Genomic DNA, 17062 nt, shown 5'->3' with positions numbered 1-17062 from the left:
CTAATTTTAAGTCTGTAACTTTTGTTACATGATTGATTTAATTGCATTTTTTATTTCTTCATAACCAGTACATCTACAAATATTCGATTGGAGCCATTCTTGTATTACATAATCATTTGCATCTGGATGTATATTAGCTAAAGCATGACAGACCATTAAAAAGCCTGAGGTACAATACCCACATTGAAATCCCCATTTTTCTGCAAAGGCTTTTTGTATTGGAGCATCTTCTAACCCTTCAACTGTCATTATTTTTTTCCCAATTGCCTCCACCGTAAGCATTAAACATGACTTTATTGGCCATCCATCAACGAGAATAGTGCACGAACCACAATCTCCATTTTCACAGCTTGGTTTAGCCCCTGTAAGTCCTAATTCATTCCTAAGAGTATTTAGCAATATATCTGATGGTTTTGCTGCAACTTCCTTATTTTCTCCATTTATATTCAACGTCATTATAGTTTTACCTAGAATATTAACCACTTAATCTTCCTCCATTTTCTCTAATACTTCTAAAAGCATTTTTTGAAGCATAAATTTTCTATATTCAGCTGAACCAGATAAATCATTTAGTATTAAGACTGGCATATTACAGATAATATTATTAATTCTTTCATTCACAGATAAACTTTTATCATTCAAATAATCTTCAATTACAGAAGATCTAAACGGATAATCACAAACTCCACTAAAAGCTATATTTATTTTCTTATCAACTTTAATGACTGCAAGCGTTATTAGTGGATAATCAATCTTATCATTTTTAGTTCTTTTTGCATGTAAATACTTTAAATCAAGATATTTATCTTCTACTATTACTTTTACGATGAAATCTCCAGGATCTAGTTTTGCCCTTTTATCAAATACATCTTTAAACGCAACTTGCTTTCTACCACTTAATCCTGCTATAACTACTTGACTATTACAGATTAAAAGTGGAAGTACAGATTCCCTATATATAATTGTACCTGCTATATTTCCTCCAAGAGTAATTTTATCTTGAATTGTATGATCTGCAATTCTTTTAACCGTTAGACTAAGCAAAGGAAATAAATTTGCTTCTGCTATTTGAGTAAGAGTGACGGCAGCTCCTATAATAAGTTTATTTTCATCTAACTCCATAACATTACATTCCGCAATGCCTTTTATATCAATTACTGCTTCTGTATATATGTTATAAGCTCTTGCCATACTTATTATCTCTGTGCCGCCACCATAATATAATGGTTTCTTTCCTTTATTATTTAATTCTTTATAAAGATTAACAGTCTCTTCTACCGTTTCTGGTTTATAATATTCAAAATCAAAGGGTATCATATTTTCCTCCTGTCTTAGCCTTCCAAATGACTTCTGGAGTTATAGGTAAACTATTAAATTCATGTTCTGCTGCAATGGAAATTGCATTTGCAAATGCTGCTGGTATTGCTATTATGCCATGTTCAGCAAATCCACGTGCTCCAAATGGCGCATCAATTTGTGGTGTTTCAATAAAATCAATTATATATTCTGGATTTTCACCAAATCTCATTGGCTTATATGTACGAAAAGTTGTATTTTGAAGTATAGCATTGCTATCATATATAAAAGCTTCTCTAGTGGCTAACCCAAATCCCATATTTATTCCTCCCATTACTAATCCTCTTGAAGTCTTTGGATTAATCAATTTACCCGCATCTATAACAGTAATTGCTTTTATAAGTCTATAGGTATAAGTTTTAGGATCATATTCAATTTCAACTCCCTGAACTCCTACAGTCCAAGCTGGTCCTGGTTTGCCTTTTCCACTTTCCTTATCTAAACCAGTGATATGACTCATTATATAACTGCCACGTCCAAGTATCTGTCCTTCCACAGCAAGGCCATTTGCTTCTTGATGTCCTCTAACTAAATCTTTAAATGAAACATATATCTCTGGATTTTGCTTTAAATAGACCTTTTCATTTTCAACTTCCAAATCTTCAGGTGGAGATTTCATAATAGTAGCAGCCAAACTTTTTAATTGCCTTATAATATCTTCTGCTGCTCTTATTACTGCTCTTCCTGCCATAAATGTGGTCATACTTGCAACAGTTTTCCAATGTTCTGGAGAAACTTGAGTATCTACTCCCATAAATAAATGAATTTTGCCTACATCCATTTTCAATTTTTCAGCAAGAATCTGTGCTAATGTCGTTTTAGTTCCTTGACCAATTTCAACTGCTCCACTATTAAGATTTATACTTCCATCTGTATTAAATGTAATTAAAACTCCAGATACAGCATTAGTAGGTGAATTAGATGTTTTCCAAAAGCAGCCTATCCCCTTCGCTTTAATCATTCCTTCTTCTGTTTTTGTTATTTGACCTTCATCCCATTTAGCTAGTTCCTTTAATTTATTAATGCAACCTAATAAACTTCCTATGTTACTTTCACTTGTCTTTACTTGCGTCTGAGTATATTGACCAGGTATTATGGCATTTTTAATTCTCAACTCTAATGGATCCATATTAAGTTTCTTTGCTAATCTATCCATCATTCTCTCCATGCAAAAAGTATATTCTGCATGACCAAAACCACGATAAGAAGTAGCATAGGTATGATTTGTATATACACATATTGAATCACACCATATATTATCAATATTATATGGACCTGAACAATCTACAGCTATAGCTTTAGCCATACGTGGCCCAATATCCGCATAAGCTCCTCCATCAACCATATAATTTGCTTCAAGAACTGTAATAATTCCATCTTTTGTGGCACCTAATTTTAAATTTGCTTCAACTCCTATTTTGCAGGGTGAAGTTTTTATATCTTCTTCTCTTGAATTTGCTATTTTTACAGTTTTTCCATTAACGGCCTTTGCTGCAAGATATGCTATTATCTCCAACTGCATTGGAGCTTTGCCTCCAAAACCTCCTCCTACAAATGGAACTTTAACAATTATATTTCCTTCTGGAATATTATAATATTTACTCAATAATTTTTTTACTGAATAAGGAGCTTGTGAAGAAGTGTAAATTACAACTCTTCCATCTGGCATAATTTCTGCTTTAGCACTTCTGGTTTCCATTGCTGCATGATCTGATTGTGGAAGTGAAAATTTTTCACACACTGCAACTTCACTTTCTTCCCATCCTTTTCTTAAGTCCCCTTTTCTTATTTTTATTCTATGAGAAATATTTGTATTTTCTTCTGGGTACACTTCCTGAACTGCATGTTTATAACTGCTTAACTTTTCATGAATAAGAACAGCATCTGCTTTTACTGCCTCACTCACTGAGTTAATAACAGTTAATGGTTCATATTCTACTTTTATTAATTTTAAAGCCTTCATTGCATTCTGTTCACTATTTGCAACTACTACTGCAACTGGTTCACCATAATAACGAACCTTATCGATTGCTATTGGAGGTCTATCCTCTATCATTGTTCCACAAAGTACTGGACAATAGTCCCCTGTAATTACAGCTTGAACACCTAATGCTTTCTGAGCTTCTGATATATCTATTGATTTAATTTTTGCATGAGCATATCGACTCGTAAGTATTTTTGCATGTAATATTCCAGTCTGAATCAAATCATCTGTATACTTTGCCTTTCCTGTTACTTTATCAAAGGCTTCCTTTCTAGGTATACTTACCCCAATTCCATTTGTTTCAGCCAAGTGCCTTTACCTCCCTCTATTCCATATACATATTCATTAACAATCTTTGCAAGCTTAACTATTTTCTATTTTTTCCATTAATCAATTATCTATTCACTGTTTTTCTTCTATATAAAAAGCATAGTTTATTTTGATTAAAAGAATGATAGATAACAAATCACAAAAATTTTGTAATTGAATAAAGAATAATTATTTATTAATTGGAAAATATAATTCTAATTCATCACTGTTATCTAGTAACTATAGATATCCAATTTAAGAATCAAACTTATAAATGGAATATACATGCATCATTGAGAAATTATAATCGTGACACTACACTAGAAATCAGATACATTTTTCTGGAAGCAGGCATGTGAAATTGAGCTGATGATGGTTCTTAATGGGGGCTTGTTTCATTTCAGCTTGTCTAGATTTTACATCTGGAACACGCTGAAATGATGACAAGCCGTCATTTAGAACCTTACAGCGAAAATTTCACTAGTCCTGTGGAAGATAAATGCATCTGATTTCGGTAATTGTTGCATAAGTCTAATTCTCTCTTTGGATATCTTTAGAAAATAAATTGAGGTGATAGCTTGAAAAAAATATTAATTACTGGCTGTGGTTCTGGCCTTGGATTTGAAGCAGCAATTGCTTTAGCTAATAGAGGACACTATGTATATGCAACGACGCATACTGAAGAGCAGGCAAACAAGTTAAACTCTCTAAATAAACGTTATAATCTTCCCCTTGAAAGTTTTAAATTAGATGTGCTATGCAAGAATGATAAAATGAAGGTACTTAAATTAAAAATTGATGTATTAATAAATAATGCTGCAATTGGAGATTCTGGTTCAGTAGCTGAAATAGATATTAATAAATATAGAGAGATATTTGAAACTAATGTTTTTGGTCCAATTGATTTAACTCAGCTTGTTTTAAAGCAAATGATTTCTAATAAAGAAGGACGAATAATTTTTTTGTCCTCCTTAGCAGGACGTTCCCCCTTACCATTCTTATCCCCTTATTGCGCAACTAAATTTGCACTTGAAGCCATAGTCCCTTCTTTGAATGAAGAATTGCAAGTACTACATGATGTTAATATTCCTGTTATATTAATTGAACCAGGAAGTTATGCAACAGGATTTAACCAAAAAAATATAGCTAAGCAGTTTGGCTGGATGAAAATTGATTCTTACTTTAAGAATTGTATACAACAACTTGAAAAAAAGCAGTATACATACTTTAAGCTTACTGAATCTACTAATATAAATTCTATTATTAATGAATATATTAAAGCAGTTGAAGATAAACATCCAAAGAAAAGATATATTGCTCCTACTTCTCAAAAAATCTTAATTAAAATTAAAAATACTTTTAGTAATAAATAAAAAATCCTTCTATAAATGCTTTTATAGAAGGACATTTTTTATATTTGTGAATCAATCATAGTTGAGATTATAATTTTAATTATTTTTAATTAACTAATACTTTTTATGCGTGAACACCTTCAGCACTTTGAGCTGCTTGTTCATTCTTATAATTCATAGCATCTAACTTCTTAAAGAATGGAAGATATATGAAAAATGACATTACTAAAACTAAGAATTGTAATATTGCAGTTCTAACTCCACCTACTAAAAGTCCTGAAATTATTGGAGGAGTTGTCCATGGAACCATTACTCCACCAAATGGTGGTACTATACCAGTTGCTATTGCAAAATAAAGAATCAATCCCGATAACATTGGTGTAATGATAAATGGTAATGCCATAAATGGATTCATTACTATTGGTGTTCCAAAGGTGATTGGTTCATTTATATTAAATATTGCTGGTAAAATTGCTAGCTTACCTAATTGTTTACATTGAGCTGATTTTGAGAATATTAACATGGCTGTTACAAGACCTATTGTCATACCAGCTCCTGTTACTGTCATAAATTGATCTAAAAACTGTTGAGTTACTATATGAGCACCATTTGCTACTGTTAACTCTTTTCCACTTGTAACTATAGCTGCATTATCTAATGTATTTGATGTTAATAGACTTCCCATTATACCACCTACAATTGTTGAACCATGAACTCCAAACCACCATAAAAATGGAATGGCAAATCCCATGAATAATACTCCACCCAATGAATCTGTCATACCTTGTAACGGTGTTTGTATTACTTTATATATAAACTCAATTAATGTTGTTTGTAGTCCCCAATGGAATATTGAAAAGACTACGGTTGCTCCAAGTATTATAACTGCTGCTGGAATTAATGCTGCGAATGAGTTAGCAACCCCTTGAGGTACACCTGCAGGCATTTTAATTGTTATCTTCTTTTCCATAAACCATGAATAAACTGCACCTACTATTAATCCTATTATAATTGCAGTTACCATTCCTTTTCCACCACACCATGCTGTTGGTATAACATCTCCTACTGTTTCTCCATCTTTAGTTATTACTGAAGAACTAGTTGTTAGTACAAAAACAACAAAGGCTATTACACCTGCTGAAAAAGGTTCATGTCCTTCATTTTTAGCATAAATATAAGCTATTCCCATTGTTCCCATAAGTGCAATTATATTAAAAGTAGCTCCAAATGCTTTCCATAATGGGTCTGTCCATCCTGCCCCTAATGTCACTGCTAACCAATCATTTAAAGGTTGATATGGTAATTGTGCTAGTAGTAGAAATACTGAACCTATTAATGTTAATGGTAATGTAAATAAAATACCATCCTTTAATGCAATAACTCCTTTTAAATTAACAAACTTCATAACAACAGGTATTACTTTTTCATTTAAATTGTCTTGAAATGATGACATAATAATTCCTCCTAAAGTTAATTATATATACTTAATGTTTCAAATCACATATAACTTCATAGCGCGCTTTATAAAGTTAATAATAGATCTGTAAACTAAATAAGTCTTGTTTGATTAAATATTTTCGCCTCTCTCTTCTATTATCTTTTTATACCAGTAACCTGATAATTTAATCTTTCTATTTAAATTATCTTTATGATCTACATATATAAATCCATATTGCTTTTTAAATCCATTTAACCAACTTAATAAATCGATTGCAGACCATGCATAATAGCCCTTAAGATTTATATTTTCTTCAATAGCCTTTTTTACAGCTTTTAAATGGGATTCAATATATTTTATTCTTGGAATATCTACTATTTCACCTTCAATAATAGGATCCTCATCTCCTAAACCATTTTCTGTAATATACATTTTTATATCCCCATAACTTTCTTTTAACATCCTAAGTCCATCTAAAAATGCATCTGGAGCAATCTCCCATCCCCATTTTGTATAGGTCTTATCCTCCATCATTACTGTTTTGTAAACACCATCAAACGAAGCATTACCTGGAGCTCCAGTAGAATTTTCTCTACTTCTTTCACTATTTTCATTTTGTATGTCATTTTTAGCAACTCTTTTTGGCTGATAATAATTAAGACCTATAAAATCATTTTTAGGCGCTGCTTCCTTAATCACTGACAGTTCAGCCTCTGTCCAATCTGGCGTCCAATCATTTTTTTCTAATTGTTTTACTACATATTCTGGATAATTTCCTTTTAATACTGGATCATAATACCAATTTATATCATGTTGATTAGCATGGTATGTTGCTTTTATATTCTCTTCTGCATCATCTACACTAAAGGCAGGAGAAAATACATGAGTTATTCCTATTTCACCAAATTGCTTCATTTCTTTATAGTTTTGTACTGCTTTAGCATGGGCTGTAAAAACATTATGAGTGACTTGAAAATACTTTTTAGGGTTATTTTTAATACCTGGTGGGTGTGCTCCGGCTAAATATCCTAATGCTGCAAAAACAACAGTTTCATTAAAGGTTATCCAATGCTTTACCCTATCCCCAAATGCATCAAAACATATATCTGCGTACTTTACAAAGGCATCAATAGTTTTCTTATTAGTCCATCCTCCTTCTTCCTCTAAGTTATTAGGCATATCCCAATGATATAAGGTTACAAAGGGAACTATTCCATACTTTAAGCATTCATCTATTATATTGTTATAAAATTCAATTCCTTTTTGATTTATTTCTCCATCACCATTTGGAATTATTCTAGGCCAAGAAACAGAAAATCTATATGATTCTAATCCAATTTCCGCCATAAGTTTTATATCTTCTTTATATCTGTGATAATGGTCTACAGCCACATCACCATTAGTTCCTTCAAAAGTTTTTCCTGGTATCTTGGAGAATACATCCCAATTCGATATACCTTTTCCATCCTCATTGTATGCTCCTTCTACTTGATATGAAGCAGATGCTGCTCCAAATAGAAAGTCTTTAGAAAATTTCATAGTTTAATTCTCCTTTAAATTTAATTTATTTATTACTCTTCTCAATTCAATTATTTGTTCAATTAAATTCTTCTCCGTTATTGCTGTCATCAAATGGTCCTGTGCATGAACAAATAAAACTGAAATATTTATTTTTTCACCATTTGCTTCTTTATGAAGAAACATTGTTTGTCCATCATGAGCTAATGCTAACGCATCATTTGCTAATTGCATTTCTTTTTCAGCTTCTTCATAAGTCCCTTCATTTACATAGTTAAGAGCCATATACGCATGATTTTTACAATCTCCTGCATTAACAATAATGTTCATAATTGCCATTTCTAATTCTTCCATTGCGCTCTCCTCCACTTTTTATTTTTCATTTGCGAATATTATACAAAGCAATCCAAATGCCAAACACTGAAAAAAAATTATAAAATATTATAATGTAAATAATTTCATCTTCCTAAATACTATTCAAAAGCTTCATAATTTCAATATTTTTCACAATTACTATATATTAAAAATATTTCTTAAAAATATTTTTATTTTTGAAAATATTTTTAAGAAGTATTTATCTTTTATATACATTTCTTATACTGTTTGAAAACCATCCAGTAGTGTTTTAATGTTTTAGTACTTTTAGCGCTAGTGTTTATAATATTATTGTAGTGTTTGTTTTTCATTCAAACGCTATACAATCATTACTTTCTCCAAATAAAAAACACATTATCTATTAAATCTATAATTAAAATAAATTTAATAGATAATGTGTTTTTATTTTCATTGCCCGTAAGAGATATGTTGGGCATAATAGTTAATCAAAATCTCCAAAAATACCATTACCACTGGTTGATTATTATATGCACCTGGTCTATAAAATTGTCCAACAGATGGTAGCTGAAAATAAAAATTAGCTTTATTTCTTAAAAGAGCTACATCATTTGTTGTTATTATTACAGTCGTTATTCCATTTTCATAAGCTTCTATAACTTGTTTATTAATTTCCTTACTTCTTCCACTATCAGTTATAGCAATTAGCATATCACCTTCTTCTGCTAAGCTACAACTTTCATCTATTTCAAACTTATTATCTAATGCCTCAATATTTCTACCATATTTAAAAATACGATATCTTAAATATTTAGCTGCCAATCCTGATGATCCAATTCCTATTACTCTAATATTCTTGCTATTCTTCATTTGCAATACAATTTTTTTAATTTCTTGTTCATCTAAGATATTTTCAAGAATGCTTAAAACTGATAAATATGTTGTAATACTTCTATTAACAATATGTTCTTCATTATCTTTTTCTTCTTTATTAAAGTAACTAGAAAAATCATATCTAAATTCTACATATCCTTTATACCCTAACTTTTTACAAAATCTTGTTATTGCTGAATTTGATACTTTAAGGTGATCTGAAAGTACTACAATTGTACTGTCCATAATCAAAGTTGGGTCAGACATCAATTTATTATAAATTTCAAGTTCAACTTTTGTATATGTAGAAGCCATTGATTTCATCAAACTAATTGGATCCAAATTTCCACCCCCATAATATTACTCCTTATTTATTGCATTATATCAATATTATAAGAAAAAAACTATACTCTACGTACTAAATCTAATTTATGTAAATTTCCAAACGGCAAATATCCTGCCAAATCCTTTATAAACAAAAAAAAGCAAGGGAAACTTAAGTGAAAATACAACTAGTGTATTCCTCAAATCCTTGCAATTACTTGTTGCGAGATAAGCCATAAGCCGAGTTCTGTACTAAGCAATCATCTATCTAGGCTTACTGTTACCAGTAAGCTCAAGCGACGCACCCAGAGGCGGGACGGGCAGCCCCTCATATGCCTCTCTATTCGGTCTTGCTCCAAGTGGGGTTTACATAGCCGCGAAGTCTCCAACGCGCTGGTGAGCTCTTACCATCACCTTTCCACCCTTACCTAAGAAAACTTAGGCGGTATATCTCTGTTGCACTTTCCTTCAAGTCGCCTTGACTGGACGTTATCCAGCACCCTGCCCTATGGAGCTCGGACTTTCCTCTCCTAGATCTAAGTCTAGCAGTGATTGCATGTCTCACTCGCAGACTATATGTTAACACAATTTTAACTAATATGCAAATGTTTTATAATAACTAAATTGCATTTTTTTACTATATTAATATAAATATCACTAATAATAATATTATTATTATTATTCCATATAGACTTACACCACAAAATAATAGTGTCAATAATATTATTCCTGCCACAATCAATTTAGGATAAAGCAAACATAATAATGGATTTTTATTAAAGAAAAATGGTGAAAATCCATTTCCCCAGCCCCAAGTCTTTCTTTTTGAGCTTCCTCCCCTAAAAAAATTTCTTACAGCTCTTTTGCTATGTTTAAAAAAATGTCCAAATTCTTTTTTAAAATCCTCTCCCGATTTATTATCTTCATCATTTCTACTCATGCTACACCACATATTATTATTACAATAATATTATATGCATAATTCTAATAAATTAGGAATATGAAAATAAATAACAAGTAAAAAATTGCCAATGTAAGTTCCGATGTTGCAGCATAGCTGCTCTTTTTATAGGTGCATGTTCTCAATAAATTAGTTAAGTACACTCAAGAAAATAATAAACAAAAACTCGCTAATATGAGTTCCGATATTGCAGAATAGTTCCGGATTGCAGCATAGCTGCTCTTTTCTAAAATTGATCCGTATTGCAGCATAGCTGCTCTTTTTAAAGGTGTATAATTTATATATATCGAATTTAAGAATCAAACTTATAAATGGAATATACATGCATCATTAAAAAATTATAATCGCAACTCTATACTAGAAATTAAATACATATTTGTGCAAGCGGCATATGAAATTAAGCTGTGATGGTTATTAGTGGAAGGTTGTTCCATTTTCTGCTTGTCATAAATTTACTTTAGGAACATGCAGAAATGGGTGCAACCTTCCACTTAGAACCCATCCAGCGAAAATTTCATAAGTCCGCTGTAATAAATATGTATCTAATTTCGGTAAGTTTCGCGTAAGTCTAATTCTTACGTTGTGTATCTATATAAATTCAAAGGGGTCATTGCACCTATTAGATTGAACAAATTCTATGTCCTTAAATTTAACCTTCAAAAATTCTAAAGAATTTATAAAAGCAATGAATTCAGTTGAAAAGTGTCCAGCATCGATTATACTTATTCCCATTTCTTTAAAATCAGAAGCAAAATGATAAGTTATGTCTCCTGAGATTATGCATTCAGCTCCAAGACTTTTTGCTTTGTAAAAATAATCTCCTCCGCTTCCATTAATTATTGCTAAAGTTTTAATTTTATTATTTCCTCTTACAACTCTCATGCTTTTTATATTTAATTTATTTTTAACATTTTGTATAATTTCATCCAATAAAATTTCTTCTTCAAACTTTATAAGCCTTCCTGTTCCTGCGCCAGGACAATTTTTAAATTCAGTTGGTTCTATTATTTTATATGAGTTATATCCTAATATACTCACCAAAATATCATTGATTCCATCCTTAGTGCTATCTAAATTCGTATGACAAGAATAAAGTGCAATATCCTTTTGAATTAATTTTATAATCTTATCTCCTTGCAAATCACCTGCTGTGATACTTTTAGGCTTTTTAAAAAGTAAAGGATGGTGAGATATTATTAACTGTGCATTTAGTTCTACTGCTTCCTCTATAACTTCTTTTGTACAATCCAAAGCTAATAAAACTTTTTTAACTTCCTTTTCTTCATCTCCTACCATTAAGCCTACATTATCATAGTCTTCCTTCAAAAATTCAGGTGCAACTTTTTCAATTTCATTTCCTATATCTAATACCTTAGTCAATAATTCCACCCCCTAAAAGTTTTTTAATATTTTTTCTAATTTTTCATTTTTGTCTTTTAATTCATTCCGTCTCATTATTGCATGTTCAGTATTATCAGTAATAAATTCTATTACCTTTTTATTTTTTTCTATTTTACTTTCTATATAAGCTTTTAGCAAAGGTAATTTTTTATTTAACATTAGAGGACTTATTTCATAAAATAAATTTTCTAATGAAATATAATCACCTTTTTTATATCTTACTTTAAATAATTCATAGTACTTATTATCATCTAAACAAATATCTTCATCAAGGATTTCATAATTATTTGTATATAAATATTCTCTTAACACTTCAGGATTTTGGGCTGGTTGAAGTATTAAGTATTCCAATTTTTTCACTTTATCAAAGTCATTTTCTAATATATCTCTAATTAGATTTCCACCCATTCCAGCTATTATAACAGCTTGTGCTTCATTATTTTTTAAAGGCTGCAAACCGCCTCCAAGTCTTAAATCTACTTTATCTGAAACACCATCTAAAGCTGCATTAATCTTAGCTTTTTTTAAAGGATCTTTGTTTATATCAGATGCAATAACTTTTTGAGCAATATTATTTTTCACTAAATAAATTGGAATATATCCATGATCAGTTCCTATATCCATTATTACTTGAACTTTATCTACCTTTTCAATAATCCAAGTTAATCTTTTACTTAATTCCATGCTTTACCTCTTTCAAAAATATAATCAAAATATACATGTTACAAAAGAATTATTCAAAATCCAAAAATTTCAAAAAGAAGTCAATATCCATTGATCATTGATGCCCTGAAAGGGTACCCTATGGTGAATTGAACATTTATAAATGTAACACATATAAATAACATTAAAACTTTTAATGCACAATGAACATTTTACAAGTCACAATTAAGGATTTATATTCATTACTTAATCCCTAATTGCGAATTATTCATTGTGCATTGTGCATTAATTTATAGGCTTTTCTAATATTCTAAAATATTTAATTCAGCTTACTACTTTTAAAAATATCTTCTTAAGTTTTTAGTCTAAATAATCTTTTAACTTTTTACTTCTTGATGGATGTCTTAGCTTTCTTAAAGCTTTCGCTTCAATTTGTCTAATTCTTTCTCTTGTTACGTTAAATTCTTTACCTACTTCTTCAAGAGTTCTTGCTCTTCCATCATCAAGTCCAAATCTCAATCTTAATACTTTTTCTTCTCTAGGTGTTAACGTATCTAATACGTTTATTAATTGTTCTTTAAGCATTGTAAATGCAGCTGCTTCAGCTGGTGCTGGTGCCTCATCATCTGGAATAAAATCTCCTAAATGTGAATCTTCTTCTTCACCTATTGGTGTTTCCAACGAAACTGGCTCTTGAGCAATTTTTTGAATTTCACGAACTTTATCTACTGGAAGCTCCATAACCTTTGAAATTTCTTCTGGAAAAGGATCTCTTCCTAGTTCTTGTAATAATTGCCTTTGCACTCTTATAAGCTTATTTATAGTTTCTACCATATGAACAGGAATTCTGATTGTTCTTGCTTGATCTGCAATAGCTCTTGTTATTGCTTGCCTAATCCACCATGTAGCATAAGTTGAAAACTTAAAGCCTTTCCTATAATCAAATTTTTCTACAGCTTTTATAAGCCCTAAGTTTCCTTCTTGTATCAAATCTAAGAACAACATTCCTCTTCCAACATATCTTTTTGCAATACTAACAACTAATCTTAAATTAGCTTCTGCTAATTTCTTTTTAGCTTTTTGATTACCTTCTTCTATTTCTCTAGCATAAATCATTTCTTGTTCAGAAGACAATAAAGGTACTTTTCCAATTTCTTTTAGATACATTCTTACTGGATCGTCTATCGCAATACCTTCTGGTACAGATAAATCTATTTCTTCTTCTTCAACAGTATTATCAGAAGGTTCTTCTCCTATAATCTCAACGCCTGTCATTTCTAAAACTTCATATATTTTTTCTATTTGTTCTGGACTTAAATCAATATGATCCATTGTTTCCATAATTTCTTTATATGTTAATGAACCATTTTTCTTTCCTTTGTCAATCAAGTCTTTTACAGCAGCCATTTTAGCATTTTTATCTTTTTTATCATCTTTTGGTTTTATTGCTTTTCCATTTGTTTTTTGTTCCATATTGTTATTGCCTCCTTCCGTCATAACCTTTAACCTCTCTCCTCAACCTTCAGTTCCTTCGATAATTTAGCAAGTTCTATTGCAATCTTTATAGATTCTTCTATTTTACCTTCTTTTTCAAACTTGTTTTGTTCCTTTTTTAAAGAATCAATTTGTAACTTAAGTTTAAATTTTTTAACTTCCTTTAGGTAATCGCTTATCAATCTACTTTTATCAGCAAACTCCAGAATTTCGTGTTCTTTTATTTTTGTTAATTCTTTGGAACTTTCTACATCATCACATCTATTCTCTATATACGATTCTATATTAATAGTATCCTCATTTTTACCTTCTAATATTAATGAATAAATTTTATTATGAGATTTCATTACAAAATCTCCAACCTTTATGATGTCTTTAAGTTCATCATAAAATTCATCATTAAGCATTAATTTTAATAAAGCTCTTTCAGCTTTTAAGTATGCTGGTTCTACATATAATTTTGTTCCATAAATTCCCTTTTTATTCACAAAATTATCTTCTTTTTGTTTTTTCGTTAATACTTGCGAAAGTAAGTCATATAACGCCTGCTCTTTAATCGATGTTTCTTCAGAAATCTTCTTTATATATACGTCTTTTTCTATTGGATTTAAGTCTGCTAAAATTTCAGCAAATTTTTCTCCATATTCTATTAAGTCGTTTTGATTTTTAAGATCGATTCCTTGGGCTGCTCGCTTAATTTTATAATCAATTAATGGTAAAGCCTCATTTATTAATCTTAAAAATGCATCTTTTCCGTTATTTCTCACAAATTCATCTGGATCTTTTCCTTCTGGTACTGTTAACACTTTCACATCAAGTCCAGCACTTCTTAAAATTTCTAATCCTCTTAATGTAGCAGTTTGCCCTGCAACATCAGCATCATAAGAAATTATTACTTTATTTACATATCTTCTTAAAAGTCTTACTTGATTTACGGTAAGTGCAGTTCCTAGAGATGCAACGGCATTTGTTATACCGTATTGGTGAAGTGCTATTAGATCCATATATCCTTCTACAATAATGATATAGTCCTCTTGTAGCTTATTTTTAACTGCAAAATTCAGTCCATAAAGATTAATTCCCTTTTGGAAAACCATGGTCTCTGGTGAATTTAAATATTTTGGTTTTGAATCATCTAAAACCCTGCCTCCAAAGCCAATTACTTTTCCTCTAACATCAAATACTGGAAACATAACACGATTTCTAAATTTATCATATATATTTCCACTTTTTTCACTTTTAGAAACTAATCCAGCTTCAAGTAACAAATCATTTTTATATCCTTTTCTTCTTAAATAATTTATTACTCCCTGCCACTCATCATTGGAATACCCTAATCCAAATCGCTTTATAGTTTCCTCTTTAATTCCTCGTTTAAGGAAATAATCTTTTGCTGTTCTATTCCTTTGTAAATTAGAAAAATAATATCTAGCTGCTTCTACATTTATTTTATATAAAAGTTCTTTTTTTCTAGAAATTTTACTATTTTCTGAATTTTCTATTTGCAATGGAATATTTGCCTTAGCAGCTAGGTATTTTGCTGCTTCTACAAAAGTGAGTTTCTTATATTTCATAACGAATGTAAATACATTTCCTGCTTCTCCACATGAAAAACATTTATATATTTGCTTTTCACTAGAAACACTAAATGATGGGGATTTATCATTATGAAATGGACATAACCCCATATAATTTCTGCCTGATTTTTTTAACCTTACATCTTCTGAAATAATATCAACAATATCATTCTGTTCTTTTATTTTCTGAATTACTTCTTCTGATACTTGCAAGGAGACATCTCCTTCCATTCTGCTTTTTCGCCAGTTATATATTATTCGACACGTTAATGAGTTTCCCTTCTATAATTTAAATAAAATTTAAAATTTATTTTTTTAGTTAACTCATTTAAGTAATATTCATCAAAAAATATTACTATGTATTAATTAATTCGTTTTTAAATAATAAAATCCTTTTTTATTTAAAATGATTTTATTATTTTAATTAATTTATTACTAATTTAGGCACAAATAAATTATTAAATAATGCTAAACAATAATCATCACTCATTCCTGCAACATAATCCGCAACACCTCTCTTAAGGCTTTCTGCTTTAGATATTTTTAAATACATATCTGGCATCTTTTCTGGATTTTTCTCGAAATATTTTATTATTTCATCTAATATAAATTTAGCTTTATTTCTCTCAACCTTTAAGGTATCCCCTAAATATATATTTTTAAACATAAACTTTCTAAGTTCTACCATTGCTTCATTAATTTCTTTACTCATTCCAACTTCTTTTTTACCATTATTTATGTTCTCATTTGAAGTTTTAACAAAATCTTTAATTAGAGTATTTAATCTTTCAGCTGAGTTATTACCTAAAACTCTGACTATTTCTTTTGGAATCTCTTCCTTTGTCAACAAACCTGCCCTTATTGAATCATCAATATCATGATTTAAATATGCCATTTTATCACTAAACTTAACTACCACACCTTCTAAAGTAATTATGTCTTTAACAGTACCAAGACCGCTATGATTTAATATTCCATTAATCACTTCTTTAGTTAAATTGAGGCCTAATCCATTATTTTCAAGCTTTGTAACTACCCTTACACTTTGTTCATTATGCCTAAATCCATTTTCTAAATAATCATTAAGAACTTCTTCTCCATTATGAGCAAATGCAACATGCCCTAAATCATGTCCTAAAGCTATAGCTTCAATTAGATTTTCATTTAACCCAATTCCAACCCCTATAGTTCTTGCAACTTGTGACACTTCTAAAGTATGAGTCAGCCTAGTTCTGTAATGATCTCCAAAAGTTTTTATATATACTTGCGTTTTATGTTTAAGACGCCTAAAAGATTTGCTTTGAATTATTCTATCTCTATCAACCATATAACATGTTCTTATGTCATCTTCTGTTTCTTCTATATTTCTTCCTAAAGTGTTTTTGGAAAATGCTGCTTCTTTAATCAATGTCAAGTTTTCAAAATTCTGAATTTTTTCTCTTACATCCATACATTTTCACCTCACTTTATGTATTCTAC

Annotated in this window: 14 protein-coding genes and 1 other RNA gene; 1 reads left to right on the top strand and 14 read right to left on the bottom strand. The window is 30.2% G+C overall.

Features of this window, described 5'->3' with window-relative positions; translation table 11 throughout:
* Window positions 1-24 precede the first annotated feature (24 nt).
* The 3 genes from L3B98_RS01155 to L3B98_RS01145 are packed head-to-tail and all read right to left on the bottom strand — an operon-like array spanning window position 25 to window position 3649.
* Window positions 25-483, bottom strand: a complete 459-nt coding sequence (locus L3B98_RS01155; RefSeq protein ID WP_238915227.1) for a (2Fe-2S)-binding protein — start codon at window positions 481-483, stop codon at window positions 25-27.
* Window positions 484-1317 (bottom strand): FAD binding domain-containing protein, encoded by an 834-nt coding sequence (locus L3B98_RS01150; protein ID WP_238915226.1) that lies wholly within the window; start codon window positions 1315-1317, stop codon window positions 484-486.
* The gene (locus L3B98_RS01145; protein ID WP_238915225.1) at window positions 1304-3649 is read right to left on the bottom strand and encodes a xanthine dehydrogenase family protein molybdopterin-binding subunit; all 2346 of its coding nucleotides are present in this window, start codon (window positions 3647-3649) and stop codon (window positions 1304-1306) included. The genes L3B98_RS01150 and L3B98_RS01145 overlap by 14 nt, the downstream gene beginning before the upstream one ends.
* A 578-nt stretch (window positions 3650-4227) precedes the next feature.
* Between L3B98_RS01145 and L3B98_RS01140 the strand changes: the two genes are divergently transcribed.
* Complete coding sequence (locus L3B98_RS01140) at window positions 4228-5022, top strand: SDR family NAD(P)-dependent oxidoreductase (RefSeq protein ID WP_238915223.1); 795 nt, start codon at window positions 4228-4230, stop codon at window positions 5020-5022.
* Between the two features lie 103 nt (window positions 5023-5125).
* On the opposite strand, the gene L3B98_RS01135 is transcribed toward L3B98_RS01140, so the two are convergent.
* The 11 genes from L3B98_RS01135 to L3B98_RS01085 form a co-directional block, all read right to left on the bottom strand.
* Window positions 5126-6454, bottom strand: a complete 1329-nt coding sequence (locus L3B98_RS01135; RefSeq protein ID WP_238915221.1) for a PTS sugar transporter subunit IIC — start codon at window positions 6452-6454, stop codon at window positions 5126-5128.
* A gap of 114 nt (window positions 6455-6568) precedes the next feature.
* Entirely contained in the window at window positions 6569-7978 is a 1410-nt protein-coding gene (locus tag L3B98_RS01130; protein WP_238915219.1) for a GH1 family beta-glucosidase, read from the bottom strand.
* Window positions 7979-7981: 3 nt separating this feature from the next.
* On the bottom strand, window positions 7982-8311 hold the full coding sequence (locus tag L3B98_RS01125; protein ID WP_015391066.1) for a PTS lactose/cellobiose transporter subunit IIA: 330 nt from the start codon (window positions 8309-8311) through the stop codon (window positions 7982-7984).
* Window positions 8312-8740: 429 nt separating this feature from the next.
* Window positions 8741-9505 (bottom strand): MurR/RpiR family transcriptional regulator, encoded by a 765-nt coding sequence (locus L3B98_RS01120; RefSeq protein ID WP_015391065.1) that lies wholly within the window; start codon window positions 9503-9505, stop codon window positions 8741-8743.
* Between the two features lie 202 nt (window positions 9506-9707).
* Window positions 9708-10055: RNase P RNA component class A (gene rnpB, locus L3B98_RS01115), an RNA gene on the bottom strand.
* A 69-nt stretch (window positions 10056-10124) separates the two neighbouring features.
* The gene (locus L3B98_RS01110; RefSeq protein WP_238915218.1) at window positions 10125-10427 is read right to left on the bottom strand and encodes a hypothetical protein; all 303 of its coding nucleotides are present in this window, start codon (window positions 10425-10427) and stop codon (window positions 10125-10127) included.
* A gap of 609 nt (window positions 10428-11036) precedes the next feature.
* A complete protein-coding gene (locus tag L3B98_RS01105; protein ID WP_077360824.1) occupies window positions 11037-11828 on the bottom strand; it encodes a Nif3-like dinuclear metal center hexameric protein in 792 nt (263 codons plus the stop codon).
* 12 nt (window positions 11829-11840) lie between these two features.
* Window positions 11841-12533, bottom strand: a complete 693-nt coding sequence (locus tag L3B98_RS01100; protein ID WP_238915216.1) for a class I SAM-dependent methyltransferase — start codon at window positions 12531-12533, stop codon at window positions 11841-11843.
* 339 nt (window positions 12534-12872) lie between these two features.
* The gene (rpoD, locus tag L3B98_RS01095) at window positions 12873-14009 is read right to left on the bottom strand and encodes an RNA polymerase sigma factor RpoD (RefSeq protein ID WP_015391061.1); all 1137 of its coding nucleotides are present in this window, start codon (window positions 14007-14009) and stop codon (window positions 12873-12875) included.
* A gap of 5 nt (window positions 14010-14014) precedes the next feature.
* Window positions 14015-15796 (bottom strand): DNA primase, encoded by a 1782-nt coding sequence (gene dnaG, locus L3B98_RS01090; protein WP_015391060.1) that lies wholly within the window; start codon window positions 15794-15796, stop codon window positions 14015-14017.
* 211 nt (window positions 15797-16007) lie between these two features.
* Complete coding sequence (locus L3B98_RS01085) at window positions 16008-17033, bottom strand: deoxyguanosinetriphosphate triphosphohydrolase (RefSeq protein WP_015391059.1); 1026 nt, start codon at window positions 17031-17033, stop codon at window positions 16008-16010.
* Window positions 17034-17062: the final 29 nt, after the last annotated feature.

The organism is Clostridium sp. YIM B02555 (assembly GCF_022320955.1).
GTDB classification, from domain to species: Bacteria; Bacillota; Clostridia; order Clostridiales; family Clostridiaceae; genus Clostridium; species Clostridium saccharoperbutylacetonicum.
This window is presented reverse-complemented; position numbering and strand designations above follow the sequence as displayed.

Excerpts from the sequence above, each read along its gene's own strand:
- L3B98_RS01150 (WP_238915226.1), bottom strand. The coding sequence starts at position 1,317 with ATGATACCCTTTGATTTTGAATATTATAAACCAGAAACGGTAGAAGAG.
- L3B98_RS01085 (WP_015391059.1), bottom strand. The coding sequence starts at position 17,033 with ATGGATGTAAGAGAAAAAATTCAGAATTTTGAAAACTTGACATTGATT.
- rpoD (WP_015391061.1), bottom strand. The coding sequence starts at position 14,009 with ATGACGGAAGGAGGCAATAACAATATGGAACAAAAAACAAATGGAAAA.
- L3B98_RS01100 (WP_238915216.1), bottom strand. The coding sequence starts at position 12,533 with ATGGAATTAAGTAAAAGATTAACTTGGATTATTGAAAAGGTAGATAAA.
- L3B98_RS01110 (WP_238915218.1), bottom strand. The coding sequence starts at position 10,427 with ATGAGTAGAAATGATGAAGATAATAAATCGGGAGAGGATTTTAAAAAA.
- L3B98_RS01135 (WP_238915221.1), bottom strand. The coding sequence starts at position 6,454 with ATGTCATCATTTCAAGACAATTTAAATGAAAAAGTAATACCTGTTGTT.
- L3B98_RS01125 (WP_015391066.1), bottom strand. The coding sequence starts at position 8,311 with ATGGAAGAATTAGAAATGGCAATTATGAACATTATTGTTAATGCAGGA.
- L3B98_RS01130 (WP_238915219.1), bottom strand. The coding sequence starts at position 7,978 with ATGAAATTTTCTAAAGACTTTCTATTTGGAGCAGCATCTGCTTCATAT.